This is a genomic window from Pantoea eucalypti, assembly GCF_009646115.1.
GTDB lineage: Bacteria > Pseudomonadota > Gammaproteobacteria > Enterobacterales > Enterobacteriaceae > Pantoea > Pantoea eucalypti.
Genome location: NZ_CP045720.1, coordinates 1,368,332 through 1,383,864, shown reverse-complemented (window position 1 = coordinate 1,383,864; position 15,533 = coordinate 1,368,332). Strand labels below are relative to the sequence as shown.

At 54.9% G+C, this 15,533-nt stretch carries 14 protein-coding genes and 1 tRNA gene; 11 read left to right on the top strand and 4 right to left on the bottom strand.

Features of this window, described 5'->3' with window-relative positions; all coding sequences use genetic code 11:
* Nucleotides 1-6: 6 nt before the first annotated feature.
* From EE896_RS06425 to yejF, 3 genes are read left to right on the top strand one after another with little or no spacing between them, the layout of a single operon-like run.
* On the top strand, nucleotides 7-1,101 hold the full coding sequence (locus EE896_RS06425; RefSeq protein WP_003854153.1) for a microcin C ABC transporter permease YejB: 1,095 nt from the start codon (nucleotides 7-9) through the stop codon (nucleotides 1,099-1,101).
* On the top strand, nucleotides 1,098-2,120 hold the full coding sequence (locus EE896_RS06420; RefSeq protein ID WP_008926119.1) for an ABC transporter permease: 1,023 nt from the start codon (nucleotides 1,098-1,100) through the stop codon (nucleotides 2,118-2,120). Before EE896_RS06425 ends, EE896_RS06420 begins: the two co-directional genes overlap by 4 nt.
* Nucleotides 2,121-3,725 (top strand): microcin C ABC transporter ATP-binding protein YejF, encoded by a 1,605-nt coding sequence (yejF, locus tag EE896_RS06415; protein WP_039659754.1) that lies wholly within the window; start codon nucleotides 2,121-2,123, stop codon nucleotides 3,723-3,725.
* Here the strand turns inward: yejF and EE896_RS06410 are convergent.
* From EE896_RS06410 to rsuA, 3 genes are all read right to left on the bottom strand, one after another.
* On the bottom strand, nucleotides 3,712-4,032 hold the full coding sequence (locus EE896_RS06410) for a YejG family protein (protein ID WP_003854157.1): 321 nt from the start codon (nucleotides 4,030-4,032) through the stop codon (nucleotides 3,712-3,714). The genes yejF and EE896_RS06410 overlap by 14 nt on opposite strands.
* A gap of 287 nt (nucleotides 4,033-4,319) precedes the next feature.
* Nucleotides 4,320-5,516 carry a Bcr/CflA family multidrug efflux MFS transporter gene (locus tag EE896_RS06405; RefSeq protein ID WP_008926121.1) on the bottom strand — a complete coding sequence of 399 codons (1,197 nt, stop codon included), beginning with the start codon at nucleotides 5,514-5,516 and terminating at the stop codon, nucleotides 4,320-4,322.
* A gap of 49 nt (nucleotides 5,517-5,565) precedes the next feature.
* Nucleotides 5,566-6,285, bottom strand: a complete 720-nt coding sequence (gene rsuA / locus EE896_RS06400; RefSeq protein WP_105098965.1) for a 16S rRNA pseudouridine(516) synthase RsuA — start codon at nucleotides 6,283-6,285, stop codon at nucleotides 5,566-5,568.
* A gap of 155 nt (nucleotides 6,286-6,440) precedes the next feature.
* Here rsuA and radD point away from each other — a divergent pair, with 155 nt between their 5' ends.
* Entirely contained in the window at nucleotides 6,441-8,195 is a 1,755-nt protein-coding gene (gene radD / locus EE896_RS06395; RefSeq protein ID WP_140916269.1) for a DNA repair helicase RadD, read from the top strand.
* 176 nt (nucleotides 8,196-8,371) lie between these two features.
* Nucleotides 8,372-8,656, top strand: coding sequence for a 50S ribosomal protein L25 (gene rplY / locus EE896_RS06390; protein WP_003854168.1), 285 nt, complete (start codon nucleotides 8,372-8,374; stop codon nucleotides 8,654-8,656).
* A 120-nt stretch (nucleotides 8,657-8,776) separates the two neighbouring features.
* Here rplY and yejK read toward each other — a convergent pair whose 3' ends face one another.
* The gene (yejK, locus tag EE896_RS06385) at nucleotides 8,777-9,781 is read right to left on the bottom strand and encodes a nucleoid-associated protein YejK (RefSeq protein WP_033743236.1); all 1,005 of its coding nucleotides are present in this window, start codon (nucleotides 9,779-9,781) and stop codon (nucleotides 8,777-8,779) included.
* Between the two features lie 158 nt (nucleotides 9,782-9,939).
* On the opposite strand from yejK, the gene EE896_RS06380 reads away from it, so the two are divergent.
* From EE896_RS06380 to EE896_RS06355, 6 genes are all read left to right on the top strand, one after another.
* A complete protein-coding gene (locus tag EE896_RS06380) occupies nucleotides 9,940-10,167 on the top strand; it encodes a YejL family protein (protein ID WP_010248348.1) in 228 nt (75 codons plus the stop codon).
* 22 nt (nucleotides 10,168-10,189) lie between these two features.
* A complete protein-coding gene (yejM, locus tag EE896_RS06375; RefSeq protein WP_140916270.1) occupies nucleotides 10,190-11,944 on the top strand; it encodes an LPS biosynthesis-modulating metalloenzyme YejM in 1,755 nt (584 codons plus the stop codon).
* A 73-nt stretch (nucleotides 11,945-12,017) separates the two neighbouring features.
* Nucleotides 12,018-12,094, top strand: a tRNA-Pro gene (locus EE896_RS06370).
* Between the two features lie 449 nt (nucleotides 12,095-12,543).
* Complete coding sequence (locus EE896_RS06365) at nucleotides 12,544-12,747, top strand: hypothetical protein (RefSeq protein WP_003854174.1); 204 nt, start codon at nucleotides 12,544-12,546, stop codon at nucleotides 12,745-12,747.
* A 68-nt stretch (nucleotides 12,748-12,815) separates the two neighbouring features.
* Nucleotides 12,816-13,532 carry a 4'-phosphopantetheinyl transferase family protein gene (locus EE896_RS06360; RefSeq protein WP_003854175.1) on the top strand — a complete coding sequence of 239 codons (717 nt, stop codon included), beginning with the start codon at nucleotides 12,816-12,818 and terminating at the stop codon, nucleotides 13,530-13,532.
* A 254-nt stretch (nucleotides 13,533-13,786) separates the two neighbouring features.
* Nucleotides 13,787-15,451, top strand: a complete 1,665-nt coding sequence (locus EE896_RS06355) for a carboxylesterase family protein (RefSeq protein WP_003854178.1) — start codon at nucleotides 13,787-13,789, stop codon at nucleotides 15,449-15,451.
* Nucleotides 15,452-15,533 lie beyond the last annotated feature (82 nt).

The window sequence follows — 15,533 nt, the reverse complement described above, 5'->3', positions numbered from 1 at the left end:
TCACCGTTGGCCGCTTACTTTCTGCGCAGACTGCTGCTGATTATCCCGACCTTGTGGGCGATCATCACGCTTAATTTTTTTATCGTGCAAATCGCGCCCGGCGGCCCGGTCGATCAGGCGCTGGCAAATATTGAGTTTGGTCAGACAACCGGCCTGCCCGGCAGCGGGGCGGAGAGCGCCAGTTCACGCGCCAGCTTCAGTCACATTAATCCTGGCGATAATCAGTATCGTGGCGCACGCGGGCTGGATCCTGAAGTGATTGCTGAGATTAAAAAGCGTTACGGCTTCGATAAACCTCTCTGGCAGCGCTACGGCGAGATGCTGTGGAATTACCTGCGTCTGGATTTTGGCGACAGCCTGTTTCGCAGCGCCTCGGTGATCGGGCTGATCAAAGAGAGCCTGCCAGTCTCGATCAGCCTGGGACTCTGGAGCACCCTGATTATTTATCTGGTGTCGATTCCACTGGGGATCCGCAAAGCGGTGCGCAATGGCAGCGCCTTTGATGTCTGGAGCAGCGCCTTTATTATCATCGGCTACTCTATTCCGGCCTTTCTGTTCGGCATCATGCTGATTGTGCTGTTTGCCGGTGGCAGCTATCTCGACTGGTTTCCGCTGCGTGGGCTCACCTCTGCGCAGCACGATACACTGCCCTGGTATGGCAAAGTGCTGGACTACTTCTGGCATATCGCTCTGCCGGTGCTGGCGACAGTGATCGGCGGCTTCGCCACGCTGACCATGCTGACCAAAAACGCCTTTCTGGACGAGATCCGCAAACTCTATGTGGTGACCGCGCGCGCCAAAGGGGTGCCAGAGCGACGCATTCTCTATCATCATGTGTTTCGCAATGCGATGCTGCTGGTGATCGCCAGCTTTCCGGCCACGTTTATCAGCATGTTCTTTACCAGTTCGGTACTCATCGAAGTGATGTTTTCGCTCAACGGGCTTGGGCTGCTCGGCTATGACGCGACATTGCAACGCGACTACCCGGTGATGTTTGGCACGCTCTATATTTTCACGCTGATCGGTCTGCTGATGAATATCCTCAGCGATCTGACTTATACGCTGGTCGATCCCCGCATCGACTTCGGGAGCCGCTCATGACGCTCTCACCGCTGAATCAGCAGCGCTGGCAGCGCTTTCGTCACAACCGACGCGGCTACTGGTCGCTCTGGATCTTTCTGATCATTTTTCTGCTGTCGCTGGGTGCTGAACTGATCGCGAATGACAAGCCGTTGCTGGTGCATTACCAGCAGCGCTGGACGGTGCCGCTGCTGTTTGACTACAGCGAAACCGACTATGGCGGTGTACTGGCGACAGCGGCGGATTATCAGGATCCCTGGCTGCGGCAGCGCATCAGGCAGAATGGCTGGGCGCTGTGGGCACCGATTCGTTTCAGCGACGGAACCATTAATTTTGCTACTCAGGTGCCCTTCCCTTCTCCGCCCTCTGCGCAGAACTGGCTCGGCACGGACGCCAACGGCGGCGACGTACTGGCTCGGCTGCTCTATGGCACACGTATCTCTCTGCTGTTCGGTCTGCTGCTGACGCTTCTCTCCAGCGTCATCGGGATTGTGGTCGGCGCGGTGCAGGGCTATTTCGGCGGCAGAATTGACCTGATTGGGCAGCGGATGATTGAAGTCTGGTCTGGCATGCCCGCGCTGTTTCTGCTGATTCTTCTCTCCAGCGTGATTCAGCCTGGCTTCTGGTGGCTGTTGCTGGTCACCGTGGCGTTTGGCTGGATGAGTCTGGTAAGTGTTGTCAGGGCAGAGTTTCTCCGTACCCGAAATTTTGATTACATTCGTGCCGCGCAGGCGCTGGGCGTCAGCGATGGCCGGATTATGTTGCGCCATATGCTGCCTAACGCGATGGTAGCCACACTGACCTTTCTGCCGTTTATTTTGTGCGGATCGATTACCACGCTGACCTCACTCGACTTTCTGGGCTTCGGCCTGCCGCTGGGTTCGCCCTCGCTGGGCGAGTTACTGCTGCAGGGCAAAAACAACCTGCAGGCTCCCTGGTTGGGTCTGGCAGGCTTTTTCACGCTGGCGATCCTGCTTTCGCTGCTGATTTTTATCGGCGAAGCGGTGCGCGACGCCTTTGATCCGGGCAAAGGAGCCTGAATGACGACGCCATTGCTTGCTATCAATCATCTTTCAGTCGCCTTTCGTCAGGGCAAGCAGCTTCGACAGGTCGTGAATGACGTGTCGCTGCGCATTGACGCAGGTGAAACGCTGGCGCTGGTGGGTGAGTCTGGTTCCGGCAAGAGCGTCACCGCGCTGTCGGTAATGCGACTGCTGCATGAGGCTTCAGTGATTTATCCCAGCGGCGAGATTCTGTTTAACGGTGAAGATCTGCTGCGCGCCCGCGAGCAGCGTCTGCGGGGTATTCGCGGCAACCAGATCGCGATGATTTTTCAGGAGCCCATGGTGTCACTGAATCCGCTGCACACCGTGGAGAAGCAGCTGTATGAAGTGCTGTCACTGCATCGCGGGATGCGTCGTCCGGCCGCACGCGGTGAGATTCTCAGCGTGCTCGATCGGGTCGGTATCCGGCAGCCCGCCACCCGGCTCAATGATTTTCCCCACCAGCTTTCCGGCGGTGAACGCCAGCGGGTGATGATTGCCATGGCGCTGCTGACCGAGCCGCAGCTGCTGATTGCCGATGAGCCGACCACGGCACTGGATGTGACGGTTCAGGCCCAGATCCTGACGCTGCTGCGCGAACTGCAACGTGAGCTGAACATGGGCATGCTGTTCATCACGCATAACCTGAATATTGTGCGTCAGCTGGCAGATAATGTCAGCGTGATGCGCAACGGTCACATCGTGGAGCAGAATCGCTGCCAGACCCTGATGAACCAGCCGCAGCATCCTTACAGCCAGCAGTTGCTGGCTGCGGAACCGGAGGGAAAAGCCGTTCCGCTGCCCGCAGCGTCGCCCATTCTTCTTCGTGTCGGGCAGCTTCAGGTGAGCTTTACACAGCGGCGCGGGCTGTTCCGTCGCCAGAACAGTGAAAAGCGGGTGCTTTCCGGATTGAGTTTTAGCCTGCGGCGTGGCGAAAGTCTGGGCCTGGTGGGTGAGTCCGGCTCGGGTAAAAGCACCACCGGGCTGGCACTGCTGCGGCTGATTGCCTCACGCGGCGAGATCTGGTTTGACGGTCAGCCGCTGCATCAACTGTCGCGTCAGCAACTGTTGCCGCTGCGTCAGCGTATTCAGGTGGTGTTTCAGGACCCTAACTCCTCACTCAATCCGCGCATGACGGTGCAGCAGATTATTGCTGAGGGTCTGGCGGTACATCAGCCTGAACTCGACAGTGTGCAGCAGACGCAGCGGGTTATCGCCGTCATGGAGGAAGTGGGGCTTGAAGCGGAAAGTCGCCATCGTTATCCGGCCGAATTTTCTGGCGGTCAGCGACAGCGTATTGCTATTGCGCGGGCATTGATTCTGGAGCCGGAGTTGCTGGTGCTGGATGAACCGACTTCATCGCTGGATCGCACGGTGCAGAAGCAAATTCTGACGCTGTTACGCCGTTTGCAGCAGCAGCGGCAGCTCAGTTATCTGTTTATCAGTCACGACCTGGATGTGGTTCGCGCGCTGTGCCACCAGCTTATCGTGCTGTGCCAGGGAGAGGTCGTGGAACAGGGCGAGTGTGAAAGGCTGTTTGCTTCACCCGTGGCAGATTATACCCGCGAGCTACTGCAGTCGGCGCAGCTTAACCTCCAATAAAGGTTTCTGCTATCGCCACGCCCTGATTTTTCAAACAGCAGTTAGTGGCACTTTCGTCACGACGCTGAATGAACAGGCAGGGCTGCCCTTCGCACTCAGCAACTTTGCAATCAACCTGAATATCCGCCAGAACCTCTTTTAACTGCTGCAGAATCTCCCACGCCGGAATGCCGTCATGGCTGATCAATCGCAGCGCCACGAAATCCTGCTCATCCAGCGTTGCATCATCAGAATCAATGGCGCTGTGGTGATCGCTGGCCCAGCGAAAATGCTGTGGCAGACGATGCACAATTGAAAGTTGCAGCATAGTTTACTTTCCCCGGATGAGTTTATGTCGCAACACCGACCTGCCCGCAGCCAGCGGGTCATTCACCGCAGAGTCCGGACAGGGAGGCCCATCCGTGCGGATTGCAGAAGCGCATTTTTGCGACTTACATCGCACTTCAGCCTATATGTACCGCGTTCACTCACCGTTAACAATCATTTTAGACGCATTGTGATTACTTTTTTAACTAAAAATTTTCACAATAAAGAAACAAAACCGTCGGGATATGCATCACTGCGGGCAATCGGGGAAGAAACCACTGCGCCCGGTTAACGGGTCGCAGTGCGGGGACGTGAAGCGTAGAAGAAGAGCAGCAGAGAAATTGTCGCGCACAGGGCAATTGTGCCGACCATCGGCCAGGCGCTGTTGAAACTCACCAGCGACAGCAGTGCACCGACAAAAGCACCCACGCCAAAACGCAGCGTGCCCGCCAGAGAGGATGCCGTTCCGGCCATATGCGGAAACTCATCCAGGATCACCGCCATCGCATTCGATGAGACCATCGACACGCAGCCGATAAACATCGCGATTCCCATCACCAGCGGCAAAAAGCCGAGGCTGAAGGCGCTGACAACCAGCAACCAGATGCCCATGCAGAACTGTATCAGCAGCCCCAGCCGGAACATCGCCACCGGGCCAAAGCGGCGCACGGCACGGCTGTTAATCAGCGTCAGGACAAACAGAAACACCACGTTGAGACCAAAGTAGTAGCCAAAGTTTTGCGGTGAGACGTGATTCAGCTCAATGTAAACAAAGGGGCCGGCATTGAGAAAAGTAAAGAGCCCGGCAAAGGAGAAGCCGCTCGACAGCATGTAACTGAACGCCCGTTTGTGGCGAAACAGCGTCACGAAGTTGCCGAGCGTGGTGCGCAAATGAAAACGCTGTCGCTGCTCCGGCTTCAGGGTTTCGCGGATTTGTGTGGTTACCAGCACAGTGGTCACTAATGCCGCACCCGCGAGCGCCCAGAAAATTGCGTGCCAGCTCCAGAGCACCAGCAGCCAGCCACCGATGATCGGCGCCAGCAGCGGCGCGATGGTGGTAATCAGCATCACAAAGGACATCATGCGCGAGAAGTCCTCTTTCGAGTAACTGTCACGCATCAGCGCGTTGATCACCACACTGGCTGCGGCGGCAGAAAGTCCGTGCAGGAAGCGCATCAGAATCAGCTGATCGATGGTCTGTGACAGTGCACAGGCCGCAGCGGCGCAGGCAAAGATCAGCGTGCCGAGTGCAATTACCGGCTTACGCCCATAGCTGTCTGCCAGCGGACCATAGATAAGCTGGCCAATCGCGAAGCCAAGGATGTAGAGGTTAAGCGACATCTGCACGCTACCGGCTGACACCCCGAACTCACGCGCAATCTGCGGCATGGCAGGCAGATACATGTCAATCGACAACGGCATCAGCATGGCTAACAGACCGAGGATGACGACCAGTCCTGTTGGCGAGTTCTTTTCCTTACGCACACCTTCTCCTGCACAAATGAGTCTGGGTCGGGCCGCCTGGCCCGCCCGGTTATTTTGTCTGCAGTTCTTTCGGCAGACCAATACTGGCGATCTCGTCTTCTGTCAGCGCACGGTATTCGCCCGGTTCCAGATCCTCGTCCAGCACGATGTCACCGATGCGTTCACGATGCAGCTCAATGACCCGATTGCCGACGGCTGCAAACATCCGTTTCACCTGGTGGTAACGACCTTCGCTCAGTGTCAGCCGCACATCTGTGGGGGTAATCACCTCCAGCTGTGCCGGTTTCGTCAGGCTCTTCTCATTGTGCAGCTGCACGCCCGCTGTAAACTGTGCGGCCGTATCGTCACTGACTGGCGATTCCAGTGTCACCCGATAGGTTTTCTCGCAGTGATGACGTGGCGAGGTAATGCGGTGTGACCACTGGCCATCATCTGTCAGCAGAACCAGTCCGGTGGTGTCGATATCCAGACGCCCTGCCGCATGCAGTTTGAATGACATCGGCTCTTCGATGAAATAGATGATGGTGGGATGATCGGGATCGTCGGTTGAGCAGACATAACCCTGCGGTTTGTTCAACATAAAGTAGCGGGGACCGGTCTGCATCTGCAGTACGTTGCCGTCATAGACGACTTCATGGTCGGGCAGCAGTTTGAACGCGGTATCGCGGACAACTTCCCCGTTAACGGTGACACGCTGGCCACGGATCTCGCGATGAGCGATGGCGCGGCTGATTTCCAGTTGCTGAGAGATGAATTTGTCGAGTCGCATGAATTCGTTTTGCCTGTTACTGCGGAGGGAATCTGAAACGGCCTGGTTAACCGTTGAAAATGTGCGGGAAGTATAACGTGATCCGCGCCAGCCTGACAGCGCGTTTACCGCACTTTCATGGCATAATTGCCGCCAGTTATACAAAAGTGAGCAACATGTCTTTTACCTTACGCCCCTATCAACAGGATGCGGTGAATGCCACCGTGGCGCATTTCCGTCGCCATCAGGAACCTGCCGTCATTGTGCTGCCAACCGGTGCCGGCAAGAGTCTGGTGATTGCCGAGCTGGCCCGGCTGGCCCGTGGCCGGGTGCTGGTGCTGGCGCACGTCAAAGAGCTGGTGGCGCAGAACCACAGTAAATATCAGGCCTACGGGCTGGAGGCGGATATCTTTGCTGCCGGACTTCAGCGCAAAGAGAGTCAGCGCAAAGTGGTGTTTGGCAGCGTGCAGTCAGTGGCGCGTAACCTCGACCAGTTCGACAGCGCCTTCTCGCTGGTGATTGTCGATGAGTGTCACCGCATTGGCGATGATAAAGAGAGTCAGTATCAGCAGATCTTTAATCATCTGCGTCAGCACAATCCGCAACTGCGTTTACTGGGACTGACCGCTACACCGTTCCGTCTGGGTAAAGGCTGGATTTATCAGTTCCACTATCACGGCATGGTGCGTGGCGATGAAAAATCGCTGTTTCGCGACTGTATCTATGAACTGCCCCTGCGCTACATGATCAAGCATCAGTTTCTGGTGCCGCCGGAACGACTGGATATGCCGGTGGTGCAGTATGACTTCAGCCGTCTCACGGCACAGTCCAACGGCCTGTTCAGCGAAGCCGATCTGAACCGTGAACTGAAGCAGCAGCAGCGCGTGACGCCCCATATCATCCGCCAGATCGTGGAGTTCGCTGAAGATCGGCTGGGCGTGATGATTTTCGCCTCGACGGTGGAGCATGCGCGTGAAATCCTGCGACTGCTGCCAGAAAAAAGCGCGCTGGTCTCGGCCGAAACGCCAGCCAGAGAGCGCGATGCCCTGATTCTGGCGTTTAAGGCGCAGCAGCTGAAATTCCTGGTGAATGTGGCGGTGCTGACCACCGGGTTTGATGCGCCGCACGTTGACCTGATCGCAATCCTGCGCCCGACCGAGTCGGTCAGCCTCTATCAGCAGATCGTCGGACGCGGCCTGCGGCTCTCACCGGGTAAAACCGACTGCCTGATTCTCGATTACGCGGGTAATCCGCACGATCTCTTTACGCCCGAAGTTGGCGCCCCCAAAGGGGCCAGCGACAATCAGCCGGTTCAGGTTTTCTGTCCCGCCTGCGGTTTCGCCAACACCTTCTGGGGCAAGGCGACCGAAGATGGCATGGTGATCGAGCATTTTGGCCGGCGCTGTCAGGGCGTACTGGAAGATGACGAAGGTGAGCGCGAACAGTGTGATTTCCGCTTCCGGTTTAAAAGTTGTCCCGACTGCGGCGCAGAGAATGATATTGCCGCCCGACATTGTCACCAGTGCGACAAAATTCTGGTCGATCCGGACGATATGCTGAAAGCGGCGCTGAAACTGAAAGACGCACTGGTGCTTCGCTGTGGTGGCATGACGCTGGAACAGGGCCATGACGCCAAAGGGGAATGGCTGAAGGCGACCTATTTTGATGAGGAAGGCACCAGCGTCAGCGAACGCTTTCGTCTGCAGACGCCGGCCCAGCGTAAGGCGTTTGAACAGCTCTTTATGCGTCCCCATCAGCGCGCCCCCGGCGTGCCGCTGGGCTGGCAGACCGCCGCTGACGTCCTGGCACTCCAGCCGCTGCTACGTCATCCCGATTTTGTCGTCGCACGGGCCAAAGGCCAGTTCTGGCAGATCCGCGAGAAAATGTTCGATTATCAGGGCCGCTATCGCCGCGCCAATGAGCTGCGTTAACAGGTGATGCCAGCGAGGGCTGACCGGATGCTGAACCCGGCGAGCGGGTATATCGTTTGCTACCACCCGGCATAACGGCTATACTGCCGCCCGCTTTTGCATGTGCATCAGCGGTATTGAATAACCTGCCTGTTACTGGGTCGCCTGTAGCAGGATTTAAATAAAGAGATATATTAATGCTCACTATCAATGCAGTAGAACGTAAAGAGCAGGGTAAGGGTGCGAGCCGCCGCCTGCGTACAGCAAACCGTTTCCCGGCCATCATCTACGGTGGTTCTGAAGCGGCTGTTGCCATCGATCTGGATCACGACTCAGTAATGAACCTGCAATCTAAGCCAGGTTTCTACGACGAAGTTCTGACCCTGTCAGTTGACGGCAAAGAAACTAAAGTGAAAGTTCAGGCTGTTCAGCGTCACCCGTTCAAGCCAAAACTGTTCCACATCGACTTCGTTCGCGCTTAATCGCGAATTACGTTGAAATGTAAAAGGGCCGGTTGAGAAACCGGCCCTTTTATTTTGTCCCTGATACACAGAGATAATCGACGTGTCAGAGAACAGAAGCCGGGCTAAGCCCGGCTTTTTTTATTTGCTGCTGGTACGGCGCTGAAGCTGGTCGCGCAGATTGGGTGGTGTGCCCTTAATCGTCAGGGTATCCGTGGCCGGATCCCAGAAAATGCGCTCGCCCAGTAACATCGCATCAAAATTCAGGGTCAGTCCCCCGCCGCTGCCGGCAAACTTCGTCAGCTGACGCAGCGTACTGCGATCCGCCGGGAAGCTCTCTTCCAGCTCGTAGCCCTGCTCCTGGGTAAAGGCCTGGAAGGTTTTCTCGCCCAGTGGTGGCAGCTCGCTCGACAGATCTTCCAGTGCAATTTCCTCGCCCGCCTGCAACTGTTCGTTGCAGTAGCTGTAAACCTGCTGGCGATAGTTCTGCCGTTCCTGCTTATCCAGTTCGGATTCGTTGCAGTAATCATCAACGGCCTGCAACAGACCGCGGTTCTGCGCCTTCGTGTCTAATCCCACTTCGGCACCCAGGAAGTCCATAAAGAAGTCAGCCACTTTACGTCCGACGCGGCCGCGCAGGAAGGTCAGGTAACGGGTCGATTCCGGGTTGGTTTCCCATTCGGTTAAATCAATTCGCGCCACGATATCCGCATGATTGATGTCGAGATAGTGGGTGCTGCTGATATCCATCTGCTCATTGACGCGCATACTGGACTGGCTGTTCAGCACCGCAATCAGCAGATATTCCACCGCCAGATAGCGATAGTGAATAAACAGCACCACGCCGCCTTCAGCGAACGGATATTTGGCCAGCTCGTCGCGCAGACGACCTGTTGCAGCGCGGCTAAAAGCGAGAAAATCATCGTTGCCCTTACGACAATTACGCAGCGCTTCTGCCAGTTCACTTTCTGCATTGAACAGGCCATAGGCTTTGCTTTTTGCGCTGTAAACCCGGTGTAACTCCTCCACCATCGCGTTAACCGTGTTGGTGGCAGGCAGCAGTGAATCGCGCAGCGCCAGTTCAAGCTGGTTTTCATCGCGTTTGATTAACTGATGCAGGGCAATCTGGTCGATATCCAGACTCATGGTAGACTCTCCTTTTAGCACAGGCGCGTATTCAAACACCGCCAGCATCGGCTTTCAACTCTATGCGTGAAGCGAACGTACTGCTTTCGATAAAATTGCGGTAAAAAGTGCGCTATTCCGGTAATATATCGCCTTTTGAAATGAGCTTAGACGACGATATGGCACAATCATCCCGTTACAGTGACGAACGCGTGGAACAACTCCTCGCGGAAATGGCCCAAATCCTGCACAAGGACAAGGCCCCCACCGATCTCTCCCTGATGGTTCTGGGAAATATGGTGACCAACTTAATTAACAGCGATGTCGCTCCGGCGCAACGTCGTTCACTGGCACGTTCTTTCGCCGATGCCCTTCAGGCATCAGTGCGTGACGATAACGCCCATTAATTGGCTGATTTGATTTCATAATATGGTAACCAACCAGCAGCGCTACCGCGAAAAAGTCTCCCAGATGATCAGTTGGGGGCACTGGTTTGCTCTGTTTAACATCTTATTCGCGCTGATTTTAGGCAGTCGCTACCTGTTGGTCGCCGACTGGCCTTCTTCGCTGGCGGGGCGCATCTACGCCTATACCAGCTGGGTTGGCCACTTTAGTTTTGTCGTTTTCGCTGCCTATCTGCTGATTATCTTCCCGCTGACCTTTGTGGTGATGTCGCAACGGCTGATGCGGGTGTTATCCGCGGTGGTCGCCACTGCCGGACTGACGCTGATAATGGTCGACAGTGCAGTGTTCAGCCGTTTCCACCTGCACCTTAATCCTGTGGTGTGGGAGCTGGTCATTAACCCCGACCAGAGCGAGATGGCGCGCGACTGGCAACTGATGTTTATCAGCGTGCCGCTGATATTCCTGGTCGAGATGCTGTTTGCGACCTGGAGCTGGCAGAAGCTGCGTAGCCTGAATCGCCGCTCGTTTGGTAAACCTGTCGCCGCTCTGTTTATCAGCGCCTTCTTTGCCAGCCACCTGATGTATATCTGGGCCGATGCCAACTTCTATCGCCCGATTACCATGCAGCGCGCCAATCTGCCGCTCTCCTATCCGATGACGGCCCGTCGCTTCCTTGAACGTCACGGTCTGCTGGATGCGCAGGAGTATCAGCGCCGGTTGATTCAGCAGGGCGATCCGGAAGCGGTGGCGGTAGAGTATCCGCTGAGCGATATCACCTTCCGCGATGCTGGCACCCGTAACAACCTGCTGGTGCTGACTGTTGATGGTCTGAACAATGCTACGCTTGCCAAAGCGCTGCCGCAGCTTAATCAGTTCGCCAGCGAAAACGTGCGTTTTACCCAGCACTACAGCGCCGGTGATACACCTGAGAAAGGGTTGTTTGGCCTGTTCTATGGCATCTCCTCCAGTTACATGAACGGTATTCTGGCATCACGAACACCGTCGGCACTGCTGGGGGCACTGAGTACTCAGGGTTATCAGTTTGGCCTGTTCTCCTCGGAAGGCTTTAATCCGCCGCTCTACCGTCAGGCGCTGCTGACCGACTATTCACTGCCTGCGACAACCAGCCAGCCCAACGCCAGCACCGTGGCGCAATGGCAGAACTGGCTGGAGAAACAGAAAGCTTCGCAGGCGCCGTGGTTCTCATGGATTGCTCTGAACGGGCCTGATGTCACCGGCGACAACAGCAAAGCGCGTCAGCGCAGTTATCTCCGTCAGGCACCTGCTGTTGATGAACAGATTAGCGCCGTGCTAAGCAGCCTGCAGGCGCGTGATTTGCTGAAGAACACCGTCGTAGTGATTACGGCGCAGCGTGGTCTGGCACTGGATGGCGATCCTGACAGCGCCGGAAACCGTCAGACGCTGCAGGTGCCACTGGTGATTCACTGGCCTGATACACCGGCGCAAACTGTTGATCGGCTCTCTGATCATCAGGATGTAATGGCAACGCTGATGCAGCGACTGCTGCATGTGCGGACCAATCCGGTGAACTATTCACAGGGTGAAGATTTGTTTGCTGCACGTCGCCGTCATGACTGGGTGGCGAGCAGTGAAGAGAATAAGCTGGTGATTACCACGCCGCAGGTGACGCTGGTGCTCAACAACAACGGCAGCTATCGCGCTTATGATGCACAGGGCAACGCGCTGAAAGATCACAAGCCAGAGCTGGCGTTGCTGTTGCAGGTCCTGACCGAGGAGAAGCGGTTTATCGCTAACTGATTAATTATCAGGCAAATAGTCGGCAGGTATCTTGCATTCATGACGATAACCAGTAGACTAATCCTCCAGTGTTCGGCACGTAGCGCAGCCTGGTAGCGCACGGTCATGGGGTGTCCGGGGTCGGAGGTTCAAATCCTCTCGTGCCGACCAAATTCCCTGAAAAGCAGCCCAAAAGCCTGCTTTTTTCGTTTCTGTCATCAAAACATAACTTTCATCACATCTCCTGCAAAGCGTTCTATACTTAATAGCGTGTGGGTAACAAGAGGAGAGTTCATGACATTAATCGAAAAAGATGATCCATCCGAAGCACCCGAGTCCGGCGATAAGCAACCTTCCCCGCCAGACCAGAAGTAACCCACAGGGCCGCGTATGACGCGGCCTTTCTGTTTCTGTTATCTCTGCCCACTCTCCGGCTTAACATTCAGAATTGTCCGCTGAAGCAGTTAACATTTCTCTTACAATCAGCAGGTTAACGCGGGCGCCCGAAACTGATCTGCCTCACAAAATCGGCCATCAGTCGCGTCTTTTCATCAAACTGAAACAAAAATGTCACAGAAATTGCCTACTCTAAACTCCCCAGAAATTGACGGATAATTTTTATGGCGATCAAAGCGAAAAGCCTGAAAGATGCGGAGGCTTTACTGCATTCAGGCATTAGCAAAGTGGAACTGGCGTATGACATTGGTAGCGACGACTTCTTTCGTCTGGCGAGCCACTGGTGCGACCGGGGTGCACGCATCAGCAGGGGTCACCACCATTTTGTTGTTTCTCTGAAGAGTTTTGCCATTCCTCCCAACGACTGATTACGGCGGGCTGCTTGCCCTGATGCATCGTGCCTGATTTAATGCCTTTTTGGCTTAAATGGTTTCGCATGCGCTATCCCGACCTGCCGCTGCCGCCTGTTCCAGGCGGCTTTATTCTTTCCAGCCACCTGAACCACAGCGATTATTTGCTGGCGGTGAGTCGCTTTGACCCGCAAAAGTATCATGACGTGCTGGCTGTCGAATGGGGTATTCCCTTACCCGCCCGACTGCAGCAGGCTGTCACTAAACGGCGTGCTGAATACCTCGCCAGCCGTTTACTGGTCCGGTCGGTAATGACAGAGCTGGGCATTGCTGATTTCATCCTGACCAACGCATCCGATCGCTCCCCCTGCTGGCCCGCTGGCGTTCAGGCGTCGCTGTCGCACAGTGCCGGTGTCGTCGTGGTAGCGGCAACCCGGCAACGCTGTGCGGTTGGCGTCGATGTTGAGCAGTTGATGTCAGAGACGACGGCGCAGGAAACGGCAGAGTTGTTGATGAATGCGCAGGAACAGCAACTGTTGCAGACGCTGCCCGTCTCCTTCAGCACTGCCGCGACGCTGCTCTTCTCTCTCAAAGAGAGCCTTTATAAAGCGCTGTGGCCACAACTGCATCAGCCGATGGATTTTCTGGATGCTGCACTGGTGTCGGTAGATTTCGCGCAGCAGCGCGCGACGCTGCAACTGGCTCAGGACTTCGGTGGCTGTTTTGCGATGGGGACGTTACTGGAGGCGGAGTTTATGTGGCGCGATAATCAGGTGATCACGCTGATTATGCATCGGCTTTAAAAGCGTTCTAAACAGAACGCCAGTATGTTTTTTCCTGGCCTGTCACCTTGTGATTTGCGACAACCACTAAATCAGAATCCACAATAAGCAGAGGCACAACAGGGGCGATGCGTTCCGCCAGCCACAGGCATATTTCACCACCAAAAAAGAGTAACACGCGATAATGGCTGGATTTGTGCTGTTTTGTGAACCAGACATGAGTGGGTATTACGGAACTTCAGGTATAAGAAATATTTCCCTGGAACAAGGTACGCATGAAAAATTCTCTGTTCAGATTGTCCCCGACCTTTTTACTCTTTTTGCTTGCCTCATCAGCCACTGCACAAACGATCTCCCCTGAAATTACGACGCAGTCAGGCAAAGTCAAAGGCGCAGAGCATCAAAACACGCTGTCCTGGACCGGTATTCCTTATGCAAAAGCACCGGTCGGGGAACTGCGCTGGAAAAAACCGATTTCCCCTGACGCATGGCAAACCGTTTTCGATGCGACCCGGCCCGCGACAGACTGTATCCAGGTTTCCCCGGACGGAGCCAAAGGTGATGAGGATTGCCTGAATCTCAATATCTATCGCCCGACAGAGAGCAGCACACCGCTTCCGGTGCTGGTCTATATTCATGGTGGCAATAATCAGCTGGGCAGTTCCACTGAGTTCGCGCCGGCGTTTATCGCTGAAAAATACAATGCCGTGATTGTCACCGTAAACTACCGTCTTGGCGCACTCGGCTTTAATCCATTGAAAGCGCTGAACGATGGCAACCCGCTGGATGACTCCGGGAATTACAGCTTACTCGACATCAAACAATCGCTGGCGTGGATCAAAGACAATATTTCGGCTTTTGGTGGTGACAGAAATAATATTACCGTTTCCGGATTTTCAGCGGGTGGCAGAGACGTGATGGCGATGCTTATATCGCCCCTTTTTAAAAATACGTTCAACAAAGCCATTGTTTTCAGTGGTGGCATGACCACCTCTGACAAACATGAAGCGGAAAGCATCTTCGCGCAAAGAATAGCGCCTCTGGTCGTTAAACAGGGCATTAAACCGGATGCCGGCGCAGCGAAAAGCTGGCTCCTGTCGGGCTCACCAGAGGTTCGTCATTTTCTCTATCAGCTTCCGGCAGCAGATCTGGCAATGCTTTTTGGCGATGCGGGAATTCGCATGAATCAATTCCCGCATCTCTACCGCGATGGTGTGGTGATCCCGAAGGATGGATTTGAGACCAAAAATTATAATGCCGTCCCCGCCATCATGGCCACAGGACAACAGGAGTTTTCTTTCTTCGCCCGTAACGACCCACTGTTTGCAACACAGGTGAAAGACGGTTCGCTTAAAAATGATACCGCGCTGCTGAATAAATACACCTTTGCAAATTATTATGGCGGGCTGCTATATAGCCTGTTTAATGTTAACCAGTCTGCTGAGCGCATGTATAAAAATTATAACGCGCCGCTGTATGGGATGGAGTTCCGTTATGGCACGGATGCGTTTGTCACAGGTGATAAACTATCGGCCATCGGTTCTTTCCACGGCGTGTTTATGCCTTTTTGGGATAAAAATAAGTATGCTGAATTTACGCAGGATGCGCTGAAGCTAAAAGGCTCTCAGGCATTAGGTGAATCTTTTAATTCCTACATTAAAAACTTCCTGGCAACAGGGTCACCCAACGATCAGACCCTTCCGGAATGGAAGAAATGGACACCGGAAAATGCCGCAGCGGGGGAATCGCTGCTGGTGATGGATGCTAACAAGCAGAAAGCCATTATCTACATGAGCAATAAGACGTATAGCTATAACGATATTCTCACCCGCATTGAACAGGACAACGCCCTGTCAGCGGCAGACAAAAATAGTGTTATCAAAAACGTGCTGAACAATCGCTGGTTCAGCGCACCGCTTGATCAACATTTCGCCCACTAATCCGCGGCCTCCTGCGCTGGCAGGAGGCAAACTTTAACGGATCGACTTCACTGCAGATGACCTGCCGTACAGGGCTGTTATC